Genomic DNA, 16,467 nt, shown 5'->3' with positions numbered 1-16,467 from the left:
GTGCGCCATGTCGGTCACCCCATGATATGAGTGCATACCGAGGTAGAACATGAAGCTCTACTATGCTGAAACGCTCGCGCCCCGCAAGGCATGCGCGGTTGCCAGATACTTAGGGATACCAATCGACTATGTGTTCGTCGATCTGCGAAAGGGCGAGCAAACGCGTCCTGACTATCTCGCGATCAACCCGAACGGCAAGGTGCCGAGCCTCGTCGACGGCGAGAAAAAACTCTGGGAAGCCGACGCGATCATCTGCCATCTCGCGCAGCGTGCGGAATCGGGACTCTGGCCACGCAGCGCGCAGCAGCAGACCGACGTGGTGCGCTGGCTGAGCTGGAACAGCCAGCATCTCTACCGGCAGGGAGGCTCGCTTTATTTCGAGCATCTGGTCAAGCCGTGGCTCGGGCTCGGCGAGCCCGAGCCGTCGAACGTCGCGCAAGCGCAGGGATTTTTTCGGCAGCACGCGAGCGTGCTCGATCAGCATCTCAAGGGACGCAAGTGGCTGCTCGGAAACGACCTGTCGATCGCGGATTTCTCCGTTGCGGTGACGCTGCCGTACGCGAAAAGCGCCGCGATGCCAGTGGACGAATTCCCGGAGGTGCAGCGCTGGCACGATCAGTTGAACGCATTCGACGCATGGCGCAATCCGTTTCCCGCGCGGCCTGCGCACGCTGCGACACAAGCGTGAACGCTGGATCATGTGCTGCGCGATCCTCGCACTGACGATGACTTTGCTGACCGGCTGGCGAAGCGTTTCGCGCACGCTCGACGGCCGCGGCGCACGAGTGCGCCGGACGGCGATCGTGGTCGTCGCAATCGGCGCCGCCGCTGGGTCTGCAATGGCGACGGATCGGTTCGCGGCGGCCGGTCAAGCGCCGTCGTGGCCCACGCGACTAGCCGGCATGCCGATCTGCGGTGTGCATTTCATCCGGTAGCGGCTGGGGCTGACGCGTTGCAAAAGGAGGGGTCTTCCACAGCGCACAGTGCGCAAGCCGCAGGGCCCGGTTCGAGCGCGGCTCCCGAACCCGAACACATCTCGCCGAATTGCCGTATCGTACGAGCTCACGTGTCTGATTGCGGATCGAGGGTACGTCATGGCACTTTCGTCGAAAAACGATGGACGTCGCATCGACAGGCGCAGGTTTCTGCGCGCGGCGAGCGGTGCTGCAATCGGCTTGCCGGTTTCGCTTTCGCTGCCACCACTGGCCTCAGCGCAATTGCAAACTCAACCCCAAGCCCAATCCGAGCCCGCCACGCCGCTGCCGCGCATGACGCAACGCGTGATTCCCGCTTCGGGCGAACGTCTGCCGGTGGTGGGCTGCGGCACCTGGCGCACCTTCGATGTCGGCGACGACCCCGCCGCGCGCGCACGACTCGCCGACGTGCTGCGCATCCTGTTCGAAGCAGGCGGTTCGGTCATCGACTCGTCGCCGATGTACGGCTCGTCGGAAGTCGTCGCCGGCGCGCTGCTCACCCAACTCGGCGCGCACGGCAAAGCCTTCGTCGCGACCAAAGTCTGGACCGAAGGGCGCGACGCAGGCATCGCGCAGATGGAAGAATCGCTGCGCCGGTTTCAGCAGCCACGCATCGATCTGATGCAGGTTCACAACCTGCTCGACTGGCGCACCCAACTCGCGACGCTGCGTGACTGGAAAGCGCGCGGCCGGATTCGCTATATCGGCATCACGCACTACACGTCGAGCGCATTCGGAGAGGTCGCGTCCGTGATGCGCAGCGAAAAGCCCGACTTCGTGCAGATCAACTACGCGGCCGACGACAGCACCGCCGAAGAGCGCATCCTGCCGCTCGCGGCGGAGCAAGGCATCGGCGTGGTGATCAATCAGCCGTTCGGCGGTGGCGGCTTGCTCGCGCGCGTCGCCAAAACGCCGTTGCCCGCATGGGCGGCGGAAATCGGCTGCACGAGCTGGGCGCAGATTCTCCTGAAGTTCGTGCTCGCGCATCCGGCGGTGACGGTGGTCATTCCGGGCACCGGCCGTCCGCAATACATGGCGGACAATGTGCGGGCCGGTTCGGGGCCGTTGCCCGACAAGGCGATGCGCGCACGGATTGTCGCGGCGGTGAACGGCTAGTGAGCCGCTTTCGCCTGATCCGGCCGTGAACTCAATAGCTAGTTAAAATTAAATCCATTCGAATGCCTATTGGCAATGGCGCCGCGCCTTAGCACAATCGCGTGGTAAAGAAAAATAAAATTTCCCGTAGTAAATCTCTAAATCGCGTTTCCGGAAGCATTGAACTCCGTCGATTACCTCTTCCATTCGAAGTGCATACACAAAGCACGTCCACCGGAAAGATTGTGAAAGGAAGTTGACACGGGAACGTTTGCCAAACTAGGCTACGCACTGTCGTCCAAACCGACCTCCATGTGCTCACCGGCCTGAAGACGCAGGTGTGGTGTCGTTTTGTCGGTCGGCCAGGCGTCACATGGATGTCCTGCCAGACGATTCAGACATTCAATTTGAAAGCATTGTAATAAAAACGGCGTGTAATTAAAAAATCAGCGACAAGTGCTGAGGCTTCAACACGCTTATTCATTCTCGCTAGCAATCCGGTGCTAGTGCGGGAGACCTTTTTCGCTGAAAAAACAGAGAAACGCAGCAGAAGCACTCAACGCACTTTCTTTAAGCCGATATTGTCCGTCGAGGATTAAAATGCGTATAAATTTCCGATTGCAGATACAGTGCCTGACGCTAGCCGGAATCGTGGTTCTGGCGGGCTGCGGCGGCGGTGACGGCTCGTCCGCCTTGTCGAGTAAGTCCGCGCAGACGCCGACAGCCGCTTCCGAACCCGCGCTCGCGCCGCCGGCCGCACCGCCCGTCGCGAATACATCGATCGACAAGACCGTGCCGCCAGTCGAATTGCCCGACACGGTCACACCGGTCAACTACAAGCTCTGGTTCCGGCCGAACCCGGCGCTGTCTTCGTTCGACGGCCGCGCGGACGTGCAGATCAAGGTGCTGAAGGCGGTCAACGCCATCACGATCGCCGGGCATCGCATCAAGTTCACCAACGGCACGATCACACTTCAGCCAGGCAACATCCAGTTGATCGCCACGCCGCAGGACGACGGCGATTTCTATCAACTGCGTCCAGTGAGCGGCCAGATCGCCGCGGGCAACTACTCGCTGCACATGGAGTGGAGCGGCATCATCAACTTCAAGACCTATGACGACCCGGTCGCAAAGACCGGCGGCAGCTGCGGCGACGATCACTATCCGGGATGCTCCGCGGCCGAAGGCGTGTTCCGCGTCGATCTGAAGTCGACGGACGGCACCACGAGCGGCGCGATTCTCACGCAAGGCGAATCGAACCTCGGCCGTCAATGGTTCCCAGGCTGGGACGAACCGGCTTTCCGTCCCACCTACGAGGTGAGCGCGGAAGTTCCGCAGAACTGGAAGGTCGTATCGAACGCGGCCGAGAAACCGGCGGTGAACGTGGATAGCGGCTACAAGCTGGTGTCGTTCGAAAAGACGCCGCCGATGCCGTCGTATCTGCTCTTTTTCGGCGGCGGCCAGTTCGACATTCTCGAAGACGATTTCACGAGCCCGCTGCCCGACGGCAAAGGCCTGCATCTGCGCATCTTCACGCCGCCCGGCATGCGCGACTGGGCCAAGCCCGCGATGCAGCAGACCAAGCAGGCACTCGACTACTACTATCGCTACACCGGCATCGCGCTGCCGCTCACCAAGTTCGACACGATCGCCGCCAACGACGCGTTCAAGGAGCAGAAGGACCTGAACTTCGGCGGCATGGAAAACTGGGGGGCGATTCTCGAATTCGCCGACGACATCCTGCCGGCGCCGGGCACCACGATGTCCGACTACGGCGTGACCGTGCTCACGCACGAAGCTGCGCACCAGTGGTTCGGCGATCTGGTCACGCTCGACTGGTGGGACGACGTGTGGCTCAACGAATCGTTCGCGACGTTCTTCGAGAACAAGACCAGGGTGCGCTTCTTTCCGGACCGCTTCAGCTGGGTCGACGACGTGAAGAACAAGTACGCGGTGATCAACGCCGATCTGAAGTCGACGGCGTTCCCGGTGCAGCCGAACTTCAACGGCTGGGCGTCGAACGACTTCGTGCTGAGCGCAAGCGCCTTCACGTACGACAAGGGTGGCCACGTGCTGAAGATGATCGAGAACTATCTCGGCGAGGAAACGATGCGCAAAGGCTTGCAGTCGTATCTGGCCGATTACTCGCTCGGCAACGTCACGCCCAGGCGCCTGTGGGACGAACTGGCGAAAGCGAGCGGCGAGCCGATGGTGGCGATCGGCGACAGCTTCGTGCGGCAAACCGGTGTGCCGCTGATCTCGCTCGACACGCAGTGCGACCTGACGACGAACCAGACCGTGGTCACGCTGAAACAGTCGCCGTTCCCGAATCAGAACGCGTATCCGGGCACGCAGTGGACGATTCCGTTGACGCTCGCGTACGGCGACGGGCTGAGCTCACGCAAGACGATCGCGATGAAGGACATGCAGACCCAGGTCCGTCTGAACGGCTGTTCCGCGGTGCTTGCCGATCCGAGCGGGCTCGACTACTACGTGACCAACTACAGCAACAACGCGTGGAGCCAGTTGCTCGCGCAGGGGAGCGCGCTGCAGGATCCGGTGCTGCTGGCCAGTCTGCAACTCGAAGCGAAGCTGCTGGTGACCAACGGGCTGGCTGACCCGTCGCGGCAAACCAGCATCGGCTCGCTAAGTCCGGCGCTCACGCCGCTCGCGCGGCAGTTGTTGAGCACCGTGCCGACGACGCAATCGCTGCGTCCGGCGATCCGTTATCAGGGCAAGCTCAAGCAGAAGCAGCAGGCGCAGTGACGTAGTGGATGGCAGTCAGGCGGCCCGCATCGCAGGATCATGCGATGCGGGCCGTTTTTTTTCGAGGGCGGCTGCACGACCCAGGAATAAATCCGGCGCAACACCAGTCATGCCTCATGAACCGAGTCGCAAAAGGCGCGCCGCGCGATTGCGCGGCGCGCCTGCGAATCCTTATCGTGAGGTCACCCATGTCGTCACATCATCCAATCGATCCGGCGCGTCGCGGCGCGCTGAAATGTCTTGCGTTCGGCGGCCTCGGCACCGTGTTCATGCTGGCGGGCGGCGTGCTCATGCCGGTGGAGCTGGCGCTCGCCGCTGACGGCAAGACCCCGGCCGCCGCAATGGGCACGCCGCTCTTTCTGCAGATCAGCGACACGCATATCGGCTTCAACAAGGAAGCCAATCCGGACGTGGCGGGCACGCTGAAGCAGACCATCGAGTTCGTCAATGCGATGCCGCTCAAGCCCGCTCTGACCATCCATACCGGCGACATCACGCATCTGTCGAAGGCGTCGGAGTTCGATCTCGCAGCGCAGCTGATGTCGGGCCTGAGCATCACCGAACTTCACACCGTACCCGGCGAGCACGACGTGACCGACGGCCCCGGCACCGAATACTTCAGGCGATTCGGCCAGGCGTCGGACAACCGGGGCTATTACAGCTTCGACCACCAGGGCGTGCATTTCGTCGGCCTCGTCAACGTGATGCACTTCAAGCCGAACGGCCTTGGCGGTCTCGGCGACGAGCAGCTCGCCTGGCTCGAAAACGATCTCAAAGGACGCTCGTCGAGCACGCCGATCGTCGTGTTCGCGCACATGCCGATGTGGACCATCTACGAGCCGTGGGGCTGGGGCACCGGCGACGCCGGCGCGGCGATGAGCTATCTGAAGCGCTTCGGCTCGGTGACGGTGCTCAACGGGCACATTCATCAGATCGTATCGAAGGTGGAAGGCAACATCACCTTCCACACCGCGCGTTCCACGGCCTATCCGCAGCCGAGCGCCGGCAACGGCGAGGGCCCTGGGCCGCTGAAAGTGGCCAGCGATCAGCTTCCCAGAATGCTCGGCGTCACCAGCATCAGCATCGCGCAACATCCGCTGAAGGCGACGCTGGCCGATGTGACGCTGGTTTAAAGCTCAATTCTTCTCACGTACGGGATTCACTCAGGAGATCAGTCATGCAAACTAATCGGCCAGGCCGCGCGCTTTCGATTCTGTTCGGCAGCGCCGCATTGATCGTGGCGTCGGCGGGGTTTTATGCAGCGCACGCCGAAACGCCCGGCACGGTAGTCATCAAGAACTTCATGTTTTCGCCGATGACGCTCACGGTCAAGGCCGGCTCGACCGTGACCTGGAAGAACCTGGATGGCGAGCCGCACACGGTCGTCAACGATGCCGGCATGTTCCGTTCCGCGGCACTCGATCAGAACGACTCGTATCAGTTCAAGTTCGACAAACCCGGCGTCTACCACGTGTTTTGCGGTATCCATCCGAACATGAAAGAGACGATCACCGTGCAGTGACCGCAGCGAGCGAGGGGCGGGTGTTCAGGCGGTATGCAGCTCGCTGAGACGGCAAAGCAGAATGCCGTAGCCGCTCAGATGGCCGAGATACACGCTCGTGAAGACGGTGGAACCGGGCAGGTCTTCGATCAGATGCCGCAGTTCTTCCATGTGCAGCGGCGGCATCGACAGCGGCGGCCGTTCCTCGCGCAGGTCGGCCGCTTCGGCCAGTTGCCGGTGCGCCGCGACCAGCTTGCCGAGGCGTTGGAGGAAAGCTTCGCGCCACGACGCATCGAGTGCGGCGAACTGATCGTGGAACGTATTCATGGTCTCCAGAAAGTTGACGAGCGAATCGAAGACTTCCTGATAACACGCGAACAGCGGCAGCCGGGCCCGATTGCGCTTCAGATGCGGCGAGACCCATGCCTGCTCGATATCCGTTTTCAACAGCTGGTGCGCCTGTTTGAGGTTGGTGCTCAGCGCGCGCAGTCTGGCGGTCGCGGGTTTGATCTGTGCGCGGTCCAGCTTGCCCGCGGCCAGTTGCGCAAAAGTGTCGGTGGATTGCGCGTTGCCGTCGTTCACGAGCGTGTTGGCCCAGTAGCCGTGATCGGGCGGAAAGGCCACCTGCTGGAGGATAAAGCCGAGCAGCATGCCCAGCACCACGCCGATCAGACGCTGCTCGAGCAGCGGAAGATGCTCGCCGGTGTAGAGCACGAGCGTCATCGGCACTGTGACGCTGGTCATCTGGAACAGCGACGGCCTGAGTCCGACGATGCCGAAGATCAGCACCGGCAGCAGTAACGCGCCTAGCCAGAGGTGGGGTGCGGTCAGCCAGATCAGCAAGGTGCCCAGCGGCATGGCGACGACGTTGGAAAGCACCCGCTTGTAGAAATAGCTTCTGGCCGCCGAAATCGAGCTTCCCAGCGCCAGCGTCAGCATGGCCGAACCGGCGAGCGAGACGGCGGCGTCGGGATAACCGAGCAGGGAAGGGATGAAGAAGCCGATCCAGAGGCCCAGCGTCAGCTTCGTGTATTTCGCCGTTTCGGACAAAGAGAAGCGTGCGAATGCGCGGCGAAACGGCGTGAGCGGCTTGTGGGTGTAGACGTTGGACATGTTGTTGGTGGCCCGATGACGTTAAGCCCGATGCGGTAACAGGTGGACGTGACCTTATCACCGCCCCCGCACTATGTCGGGAATCAGAACAGTAGCAGGTACGCAAGGCGAGACGTGGCGTCCAGCGCGTTTCAAACGGCGCTCGCGCGGCGCACTGCGATGGTCTGATGGGCGTGGTTGTTGCGTGACAGAGGCCACGAAAGCTGGCTACGTTGCAGACCCTCGACAGACGTTTGCGCGAACGCCCGCGCACACGGCAGCCCGGGATCGTGGGAGGGGCGCCCGGGCCATGCGCTCTTGTATCTTTTACCTGCTTCAACGCTGTGAGCACGGCTTGGCGCAGCGGCGCTTAAAGCGGCGGCGTGTTGTCGACGGGCGAGGAGCGGCGTACATTCTCTTCTTGCATCGACCTTGCGACGTCGTGTGATCGAAGTCTGATGATGGCTTGCGAGCCAGAAGTAGCACGTACTCCGGAGCAATTGCGATGGCTAACGATTCCGACTTTCCTCAATCCGAAGCGGAGGGCCAGGATCGCCGCTTCGACATTCGCGGCGCGCACCGGACGAGCGCCCCGCCGCCCGGCTTCGGCCGTTTCGCGCTCTGCATCGCGGCTGCGGGCGCATTGGCGTTCGGCGTGCTGGCCACCGTCGCTTACAGCGTCTGGTTCAATCACGATCAGCAGGCCTATGCCGAGGCCATCGCGAGCGCGCGGCAGGCGCTTGGGATGCAGGTCTCGTCGTCGGCCGTGGCGTTGGGAGCGGCGGTGAGCGGTCCGATGAAACCCGTCGCGTTGATGGAGCCGGCAGTGTCGGCGGCTGCGCCGGGCGCTGCTGCGACGCACACCATAATGACGGCGCCGGCCACGACCGAAGCTATCGGGTCCGCGGCGCCTGCGCTGGCAACGACGGCGCCCACCTCGAATGCACCGGCAACAAGGACGCCGTCCGGCAGCGAGACGATCGCGAGCGAGCCTTCAAGGAGTCGGGCATCGCCGGTATCGGACGGCGAGCAGGGCAGCCAGCAGGCGGTCTGGTCGGGACAGGTCGCGCCGGCTGCGGCCGAGGCTGGTCCCCGAACCGTCGTTCTCGCCGACGCCACCCCGCGCACGTCACCGTCACCGTCACCCCGTCCGATCCGCCGCATAAACAAGTCAGCCGATCCCGCCGTGCAACAGTCCGCGGCGGCACGCTCAGGCAAGCAGGCGCGGACCGCGCAAGCCGAGCACCGCGCTTCAGCGCCCAACGCGAAACACAAGGACAGCCTGTTCGCGCGAATGGGGCAGTTCTTTCGACGCGTGGACTACCGGCAACATGACGCCGGACGCCAGCAGCAAGACCTTTACTCGCGTCCCTGAGCCGCTCGGAAGTTGGCGCGCGGATCGCGAAGGTGTCCCGGCGATGCGCTTCAGACCAGGTCCCGCGACGGTCGCCGTGGCGTCGCTGCTGTGTCTGCTCATCGGCCTGCTGTATCTGGCGATGCAGATCAGGACGGTCTTTTCCGATCAGCTGAAACAGGAGTACGCCGCCCTCGTGCTCGATGCGGCTGCCCATGCGCAAAGCGCGCGCGATCAGCTCGGCATGTGGCAGCGGGCGCCGGGCGACAGTCCCGCCGACGCGCAGAACTATGGGCGCGAGCGCGCCGAACTCGCGCAGCGCCTCACGTCGCTCGCGGCGCTGGTCAACGCGAGTCCGTCAACGGCGCCACACATTCCGCCCGCCACGCTGAGCCCGGCAGCCAGCCTCGACGACACCGACGCGTTACTGCGCAACGTGTCGACGTATTGGCGCGAGCAACGCGACGCCGATAGCGCCGACGTGCGCGTGCGGATCACTCACGTCGCGCGCACGTTGATCGCGCTGGCGGCGCTGCTGTTCTGCATGCTGATCACGGCGGTGGGCATGTACGCCCGACGCAATCGCCAGTTGGCGGGTCAGTCGCACGAGTTCGAGCATGCGTCGCTGCATGATTCGATGACCGGCCTGCCGAACCGGCGCAAGCTGCTGGCCGAGCTGGAGCAAGCCGCGGCCCGGGCGCGCGCGACGTCTACGGCTCACCGGCTTGCGGTGCTGTACATCGATCTGGACGGGTTCAAGCAGGTCAACGATTCGCTCGGGCATCGCGCGGGCGATGAATTCCTGATCGCGGTGTCGATGCGCTTTCGCGAATCGGTGCGCAAGACCGATCTGGTTGCGCGGATCGGGGGCGACGAATTCGCGGTCCTGGTGCGCACGTTCGCGAGCGACGCGGAACTCGCCGAGATCGCGCGGCGGCTGATCGCGTGCGTGGTGCGCACCGATGAGCAGAGCGGCATTGGGGTGGTGCGCGCGAGCATCGGCATCGCGAGCTTTCCGGAACCGGTGGATGACTATCGCCGCCTCGTCGCCTCCGCCGATGACGCGATGTATCAGGTCAAGCGCAGCGGCAAGAATGGCTACGCATTCGTTGCGCCGGCGGGACGGGCGGCTGTCTCGTGAGTTGGTTTCATGAGCTTCGCGGCGCCGTGGTGAGCGTTGCCTCGGAGGGCAGCTTCACTGCGCGTTGCGCCAGTTCGTCGAGCACTTCCTGACGCCGCTCATCGGGCATGCCTTTCCATTCGCGGATTTCCGCGCGGGTACGCAGGCAGCCGACGCAGAACCCCGAATTGCCGTCGATTCTGCAAATGTCGACGCACGGTGACTGGATTGCCATGTTCAGATCTTCCCTCCGGTGGATCGATGTCGATGGTCATGCATGAACGGCCATCGGATCGTTATATCAAAGCGTGATAGAAAGCGCGAGTTGCGGCGGACTTGAGCGGTCGCAGCGTGGTCGAGGTTGTGCATAGGCGATGACCTCGACCCGCGTTCCGGGCATCGCGAGGGCGACGAGTATATCCAATCCGCCAGCAAGGCGAACGTACGCGGCGCTTTGTTTCGTGTTAAAAAATGTAGCCCGCCGAGACGGCACGAGATGCTCTGGCGGGCTTCGTTATTCCGATTCATCCGCAGCGGAAGGGGCAATGTCCAGATATTCGTCGATGCGCGCCGTCGGGCGCATAAGCCGGGCCGTGGGGCTCGTCACTGTCGCGACGGCGGCGTTGGCGGCCTGCGCGCCGTGGTCGCCGGACGCGAACCACGGCCTCGCCCAGACGCGAAGCGCCGCGCAGGTCTCAGGCCAAAGTGCCGCGCAAGCCACGGCGCCACAAGCGCCACAAGCGCCACAAGCGGCACATTCCGCCGACGGCCCGTTGCCCGTCCCGCCCAACCTGATCCCGTTGACGCTGACCGCGGGCCAGAAGCGCCTGATGTCCACGCCATACAGCCAGTCGTACTGGCCGCTCTCGCAGTACTTCGAGACGCAGCGTAGCGAAAGCTGGTGTTCGGTCGCGGCCTCGGTCATGGTGCTCAACGCGTTGGGCGTTCGTCGTCCCGAGTCGAGCCTGTATCCGGACTTCCCGTTTTTCTCGCAGCAGGATTTCTTTCGCGGCATCGACCCGCAAGTGGCCGACCCCGCGCGGGTATCGAAAGAGGGCATGACGCTCGATCAACTCAGCGCGGTGCTACGCACGTTCCCGCTCGACGTGACGACATGGCGCGCGAGCGACATGACGCTCGATCAGTTCCGCGAGCGCATTCGTGACACCACGGTTCGTCAGGATCGCTTTGCGTTGCTGAACTTCCGGCGCGTGGAGATCGGCGAGAAGGGCGGCGGGCACTGGTCGCCGCTCGCCGCCTACGACGCCGCGAGCGATAGCGCGCTGCTGCTCGACGTTGCGCGGTACAAGTACCCGGCCGTGTGGGTGCCGGTCGCGCAACTGTACGCGGGCGCGCTGGCGGTCGACCAGGTAAGCGGCCTGTCGCGGGGACTGGTGATCGTCAGCGCGCGGTCGAACTGAGGCGCGGACGCTATCGCACTTGCACAGTGCGAGGCGGTTCGCAAGCGCGAAGCATCAGCAAGGGGTGTGCCTGTCGTTCAACGTTTTTCGAAGCGTGTTGGCGCGGGTTTGTGTTGCAGTGCGCGGAGACTGGGCAAAGGCGCGAGTGGCAGCCGGCGCGCGTGTTGCACGCAGGCGTTTTTTTCATTCATATGTAGATTTGACCTTGGCGCACGGCGCGCCGTTTGCGCGCGGGATGCTGGACATAAAACAGCGAAGGGGTCGCCGCTCACGCGGGCAACCCCTTCATGCACTCGGACTGAACGAAGCCGGTACGTGCTCAGTGCACCGATGCGCGCGTCTGTTCGACCGGCCTCGGCTGCGTCACCGCGCTCACCACCACGAACACGACCACGTTCACCGCCAGCGCGAGCAAGCCGATGTTGACGTCCTTCAACGCGTCGGGCAGGAACGGCATCAACTGGCCGACGCTCCAGTGCAGCGTGGTTGTCAGCGTGACCACCGTGACGCCGGCCACGATCCCGCAGAACGCGCCCTGCCTCGTCGCGCGGTTATGCGGGAACAGGCTGCAGATCACCGCGGGGAAAAGCTGGGTCACGAAGCTATAGCCCATCAGCAGCAACGCGACGATGGTCTCGCCGCCGTTCAGCGTGAAGCCGACCGCGACCAGCGCCACAACCGGCACCAGGAAGCGCGCGAGCGTGGCGACCGAGGCGTCCGATGCGTTGCGGTTCACCATGCCGCGATACACGTCGTTGGCGAGCAGCGTCGATGCCGAAGTGAGGATCATCGAGCCCGGTACGAGTGCGGTCAGAATGCCGGCCGCGCCGATCACGCCGACGAACCACGGGTCGAAGGTCTGCAAGGACAGGCGGAACAGCGACAGGTCGATGTCGCCGCCCTTGAGGCCCGGCACCCGCAGTGTCGCCGCGAAGCCGACGAAGAACACGAACAGCAGGATCAGCTGATACAGCGGCAGCACCATCGCGTTGCGGCGGAAGATGCGTTCGTCCTTCGCGGTGAAGATGGAGCCGAACGTGTGCGGCCACATGAAGAAGCCGAGCGCGGTCAGCAGCACGGTCGACTGGAACCACGTCACGCTCGAGCCGCGCGCCGGGAAGGCGAGGAAGCCGGGGCGGGCGGCGTCGATCGCGCGGAACATGTCGCCCAGGCCGCCGTAGTAGTGCAGCGGCAGGTAGATGCCGAGGAACAGCACGATCGCGAGGATCAGCAGATCCTTCACCACCGAGTTCCATGCGGAGCCGCGCACGCCCGAGACGATCACGTAGGCGGTCACGACGGCGGCGCCGATCCACACGGCCGCCGTCGACGAAATCGCGCCATACGAGGCCGTCGCGACGATGATGCCGAGCCCCTTCAGTTGCAGCACGAGGTATGGAATCAGCGCGGCCACGCCGACTAGCGCGACCAGCGTGCCGAGCGCGGGGCTCTCGTATTTGCGCGAGAAAAAATGCGGTTGCGACACGAGGCGGTGCTTCTTCGCGTAACGCCAGATCGGCGGCAGCATCCAGTACGAGAGGATGTACGCGAGCGTGCCGTACGCAAGAATGTAGTAGACCGGCGCGCCCTTGCCGTACGCGAAGCCGCTGCCGCCGAGGAAGGTGAAGGTCGTGTAGATCTCGCCCGCCATCAGCAGGAACACGAAGGCGGTGCCGAAGCTGCGCCCGCCCACGCTCCACTGTTCGAGGTTCATGTCGTGGCCGCGCCGCGCGCGCACGCCGAGATAGAGGGCGAACAGCGTGACGGCCGCGATGATGACGAGTGCGCTCATGAGCCGGCCTCCTCGGCATCGGCCACGAAGTTGCGGTTGGCCGGGTCCAGACGGTAGACGACCGCCATCAGGATCGAACTCAGCACCACCCACATGACGATCCAGGCGAGCACGAACGGCATGCCGAGCACCAGCGGCTCGACGCGATTCACCAACGGGACGCCGAGCAGAATGCCGATGAACGGCAACGCGGCGAGTACACGAAGCAACATGGGGGCAACTCCTCGAACCGGTTAAGTACGTCTCGTTGAAAGTGCGGCTTCGCTGAGGACTGTATGCCGGATACTTTGGTTACGTAAAGGTGGTCAAAAAAGTGTAGGCTTTCTGAAAGTTGCGGGTACATCTTTCGGCCGGTGCTTGTTGCGCTGCAAGGCGCTGCGCGGACGGCGGCACGCCACGCGATACCTCGTGTTGTGAGGCTTTTTGCGGCCTGGGCTGACGCGCCGCGATATGATTCTCGCCACGCAGGGCGAGCATGGTCCGGGTAGCGCACGACGCTCCGGCTTCATCAACATGACGCGGCGTTCCGGGTGCGCGGGCAGGACGTCCAGCCACCGGGGGCTGCCGCCCGACACGGGTCGCATATGGTCGCCAGTCTGATCTCGGACATTCTGTTTGGCTTTACCGGGCTCATTAGCATCATCAATCCGATCGGCATTGCTTTCGTGTTCCTCGACCGGACCGCGGCGCTGACCACCGAGGAGCGCACCGCGCTCGCGCGGAAAATTGCCATCAACGTGGTGTGCGTGCTGCTGGTGGCGTTCTTCATCGGCACGCCGATCCTGCATTTCTTCGGCATCTCGATGGAGGCGTTGCGTATCGGCGGCGGACTCGCCGTGGCGGTCGGCGGCTGGCAGATGCTCAATGCACCGGACACGCAGCCGGCCGAGCCGACGGCCGTCAAGCGCGTCGATGCGGACAACGCAATGTCGAAGGCATTCTTCCCGCTCACCATTCCGCTGACCACCGGGCCGGGCTCGATTGCCACTGCGGTCGCGCTGACCGCGAACCGTACGCACAAGCTGTCGGAGTTCGTGGTGTCTAGCATCGCGTCGGTGGTGATCTCGTTCGCGGTGGCCGCTACTGTCTATCTGATCTACAGCCGTGCGGTGATTTTTGCGAAGTATCTCGGCGTCGAAGGAACCAAGGTCGCGATGCGTGTATCTTCGTTTTTGCTGCTGTGCATCGGCGTGCAGATTATGCTGACTGGATTTTCCGAATTCCTGATTCCGATTGCGACCATGCAGCCGGTGGGCAAATAGTGTGGGGCGGGTGAGGTGGTGCCGGGGAGGTTGGTTGTCGCTGGGAGCAAGTGTCTTGCATGGGACCAGGGCAAGCGCTAAAGGGCCAATTCTGATCTGGTCGACCGCAATGTCTTGCATGGGACCCGAGTAAGCGCTAAAGCGCTAACTCGGGTCGACCGCAAGTATCTTGCATGGGACCAGAGTAAGCGCTAAAGCGCTAACTCTGGTCGACAAAGGAGAGCATTCATGTGTCGCTGGCTCGCTTATACCGGCCTTCCGCTTCAACTCGAAACGGTGCTGTTCAACGCCAAGCATTCGCTCATCGACCAGAGCCTGCATTCCCGGCTCGGTCACACCACCACCAATGGCGACGGCTTCGGAATCGGCTGGTACGGGCATCCGACCGACATCCCGTTTCGCTACCGCTGCATCCAGCCCGCGTGGAGCGACCGAAATCTGCGCGAAGCCGCCCGGGCGATTCGAGCGCCGATGTTCGTCGCCCACATTCGCGCCGCGACCGATACGCCGTCGCAGGAAACCAACTGTCATCCGTTCCGTCATGGCCGCTGGCTGTTCGCGCACAACGGCCTGGTGCGCAACTATCCGGCGGTGCGCCGCGATCTGATGGTCGCGATCGACGCGGACCTGTTCCCGTCCATCGAGGGATCGACCGATTCCGAAGTGATGTTCTTTCTCGCGCTGAGCTTCGGCCTGGAGTTGGCGCCCGTCACCGCGCTCGAACGGATGGTCGCGTTCGTCGAGGCGACCGGCCGCAAGCACGGCGTCGACGAGCCGCTGAACATGACCGTGTGCGCGACCGATGGCGAACAGATCGTCGCCGTGCGCTATTCGAGCGAAGGGCAATCGCGTTCGCTATTTCACAGCACGTCGTTTCGTCACCTGCTGGAGCTGTATCCCGACGATCCGCGCATCAAGGCGGCCGGCGAGGATGCGTTTCTGGTGTTGTCGGAGCCGCTCGCGGACTTGCCCGGCTGGTGGCAGGAGATTCCCGAGAGCACGGCGGTGGTCGCACGCGGCGGCGAGATCGAGCACTATCCGTTCAAGCCGCAACTGGCCTGAGCGGCGTAGCGGGGAGGGCGTTCACAACCTACGAACAGCGGTGCGTGAAGGCGCCGATGGTCTGCAACGAGGAGCGCGTGTGTTGTATCGCCTCGCAGCGTCGCTATCTCTGATGCAGGATTGCGTGGACCGACCTGGAGACGACCATGACACCTCAAATAGAAGCGTTCTACGATGTCACCACCGGCACCTTCACGTACGTGGTCCACGCGGGCGACGGCTCGGCCTGCGCGGTGATCGATCCGGTGCTCGACTATGACCCGAAGTCCGGCCGCACATCGACGGCTGGTGCCGAGCGCGTCGTTGCGTTCGTGCGGGAGCATGGCTTGCGCGTGGTGTGGCTGCTGGAAACGCATGCGCATGCCGATCACCTCTCGGCGGCCCCTTATCTGAAGGAGACGCTGGGCGGCCGGATTGCGATCGGCGCGAGCATTCGCATCGTGCAGGGCGTGTTCAGGGGCATCTTCAATCTCGGCGACGATCTGCCGACCGATGGCCGTCAGTTCGATCATCTGTTCTGCGCCGGCGAGCGCTTCAGCATCGGCGAATTGAGCGGCGAAGCGCTGCATGTGCCGGGCCATACGCCCGCTGACATGGCGTACCGGATCGGCGATGCGGTGTTCGTCGGCGATACGCTGTTCATGCCGGACCTCGGCTCGGCGCGCTGTGATTTTCCGGGGGGCGATGCGCATACGCTATATGAGTCCGTGCGCAAGCTGCTGACGTTGCCGCCGGACACGCGCCTGTGCATGTGCCACGATTACCCGCCGCCGTCGCGCGAGCCGCGCTGGCAGACCACCGTGGCCGAGCAACGCCGCGACAACATCCATCTGAACGACGCGGTGAGCGCGGCCGAATTCGTCGCGATGCGCACCGCGCGCGATCGCACGCTCGGCATGCCGACGCTGATCCTGCCGGCGATCCAGATCAACATTCGCGCGGGCGCGTTGCCGGAGCCGGAAGACAACGGCGTGCGCTATCTGAAGATTCCGTTGAACGCGTTCTGAGGCGGCGGTGAAGGCGCGCGG

At 63.6% G+C, this 16,467-nt stretch carries 15 protein-coding genes; 11 read left to right on the top strand and 4 right to left on the bottom strand.

The window, feature by feature from the left end:
- The first annotated feature begins 49 nt into the window (after positions 1 to 49).
- The 5 genes from B0G69_RS26425 (at position 50) to B0G69_RS26400 (ending at position 6,357) form a co-directional block, all read left to right on the top strand.
- Complete coding sequence (locus tag B0G69_RS26425; protein WP_121322459.1) at positions 50 to 688, top strand: glutathione S-transferase family protein; 639 nt, start codon at positions 50 to 52, stop codon at positions 686 to 688.
- 406 nt (positions 689 to 1,094) lie between these two features.
- Positions 1,095 to 2,090 carry an aldo/keto reductase gene (locus B0G69_RS26415; protein ID WP_121322455.1) on the top strand — a complete coding sequence of 332 codons (996 nt, stop codon included), beginning with the start codon at positions 1,095 to 1,097 and terminating at the stop codon, positions 2,088 to 2,090.
- Between the two features lie 579 nt (positions 2,091 to 2,669).
- Positions 2,670 to 4,835 (top strand): M1 family metallopeptidase, encoded by a 2,166-nt coding sequence (locus tag B0G69_RS26410; protein ID WP_121322453.1) that lies wholly within the window; start codon positions 2,670 to 2,672, stop codon positions 4,833 to 4,835.
- Between the two features lie 188 nt (positions 4,836 to 5,023).
- On the top strand, positions 5,024 to 5,968 hold the full coding sequence (locus B0G69_RS26405; protein WP_121323896.1) for a metallophosphoesterase: 945 nt from the start codon (positions 5,024 to 5,026) through the stop codon (positions 5,966 to 5,968).
- Positions 5,969 to 6,012: 44 nt separating this feature from the next.
- Positions 6,013 to 6,357: a cupredoxin domain-containing protein gene (locus B0G69_RS26400; protein WP_121322451.1), complete on the top strand. Its 345-nt coding sequence runs from the start codon at positions 6,013 to 6,015 to the stop codon at positions 6,355 to 6,357.
- Positions 6,358 to 6,381: 24 nt separating this feature from the next.
- Here B0G69_RS26400 and B0G69_RS26395 read toward each other — a convergent pair whose 3' ends face one another.
- The gene (locus tag B0G69_RS26395) at positions 6,382 to 7,449 is read right to left on the bottom strand and encodes an FUSC family protein (protein WP_121322449.1); all 1,068 of its coding nucleotides are present in this window, start codon (positions 7,447 to 7,449) and stop codon (positions 6,382 to 6,384) included.
- Positions 7,450 to 7,933: 484 nt separating this feature from the next.
- Here B0G69_RS26395 and B0G69_RS26390 point away from each other — a divergent pair, with 484 nt between their 5' ends.
- Both B0G69_RS26390 and B0G69_RS26385 read left to right on the top strand, forming a co-directional pair.
- Positions 7,934 to 8,803: a hypothetical protein gene (locus tag B0G69_RS26390; protein ID WP_121322447.1), complete on the top strand. Its 870-nt coding sequence runs from the start codon at positions 7,934 to 7,936 to the stop codon at positions 8,801 to 8,803.
- 43 nt (positions 8,804 to 8,846) lie between these two features.
- The gene (locus tag B0G69_RS26385) at positions 8,847 to 9,923 is read left to right on the top strand and encodes a GGDEF domain-containing protein (protein WP_241991472.1); all 1,077 of its coding nucleotides are present in this window, start codon (positions 8,847 to 8,849) and stop codon (positions 9,921 to 9,923) included.
- 7 nt (positions 9,924 to 9,930) lie between these two features.
- Here B0G69_RS26385 and B0G69_RS26380 read toward each other — a convergent pair whose 3' ends face one another.
- The gene (locus B0G69_RS26380) at positions 9,931 to 10,137 is read right to left on the bottom strand and encodes a DUF1289 domain-containing protein (protein WP_121322442.1); all 207 of its coding nucleotides are present in this window, start codon (positions 10,135 to 10,137) and stop codon (positions 9,931 to 9,933) included.
- A 310-nt stretch (positions 10,138 to 10,447) separates the two neighbouring features.
- On the opposite strand from B0G69_RS26380, the gene B0G69_RS26375 reads away from it, so the two are divergent.
- Positions 10,448 to 11,323, top strand: coding sequence for a phytochelatin synthase family protein (locus B0G69_RS26375; protein ID WP_121322440.1), 876 nt, complete (start codon positions 10,448 to 10,450; stop codon positions 11,321 to 11,323).
- A gap of 319 nt (positions 11,324 to 11,642) precedes the next feature.
- Here the strand turns inward: B0G69_RS26375 and B0G69_RS26370 are convergent, their stop codons facing one another.
- Together B0G69_RS26370 and B0G69_RS26365 are read right to left on the bottom strand one after the other, a co-directional pair.
- Positions 11,643 to 13,115, bottom strand: coding sequence for a sodium:solute symporter (locus B0G69_RS26370; RefSeq protein ID WP_121322438.1), 1,473 nt, complete (start codon positions 13,113 to 13,115; stop codon positions 11,643 to 11,645).
- Positions 13,112 to 13,327 (bottom strand): DUF3311 domain-containing protein, encoded by a 216-nt coding sequence (locus B0G69_RS26365; RefSeq protein WP_121322436.1) that lies wholly within the window; start codon positions 13,325 to 13,327, stop codon positions 13,112 to 13,114. Before B0G69_RS26365 ends, B0G69_RS26370 begins: the two co-directional genes overlap by 4 nt.
- 372 nt (positions 13,328 to 13,699) lie before the next feature.
- Here B0G69_RS26365 and B0G69_RS26360 point away from each other — a divergent pair, with 372 nt between their 5' ends.
- The 3 genes from B0G69_RS26360 (at position 13,700) to B0G69_RS26350 (ending at position 16,446) form a co-directional block, all read left to right on the top strand.
- Positions 13,700 to 14,377, top strand: coding sequence for a MarC family protein (locus B0G69_RS26360; protein WP_121322434.1), 678 nt, complete (start codon positions 13,700 to 13,702; stop codon positions 14,375 to 14,377).
- Between the two features lie 228 nt (positions 14,378 to 14,605).
- Positions 14,606 to 15,439 (top strand): class II glutamine amidotransferase, encoded by an 834-nt coding sequence (locus B0G69_RS26355; RefSeq protein WP_121322432.1) that lies wholly within the window; start codon positions 14,606 to 14,608, stop codon positions 15,437 to 15,439.
- 146 nt (positions 15,440 to 15,585) lie between these two features.
- On the top strand, positions 15,586 to 16,446 hold the full coding sequence (locus B0G69_RS26350; RefSeq protein ID WP_121322430.1) for an MBL fold metallo-hydrolase: 861 nt from the start codon (positions 15,586 to 15,588) through the stop codon (positions 16,444 to 16,446).
- The last annotated feature ends 21 nt before the right edge of the window (positions 16,447 to 16,467 follow it).

The organism is Paraburkholderia sp. RAU2J, from assembly GCF_003634845.1.
GTDB lineage: Bacteria > Pseudomonadota > Gammaproteobacteria > Burkholderiales > Burkholderiaceae > Paraburkholderia > Paraburkholderia fynbosensis.
The sequence above is the reverse complement of the archived record's forward strand: the minus strand, read 5'-3'. Positions and strand labels throughout refer to the sequence as shown.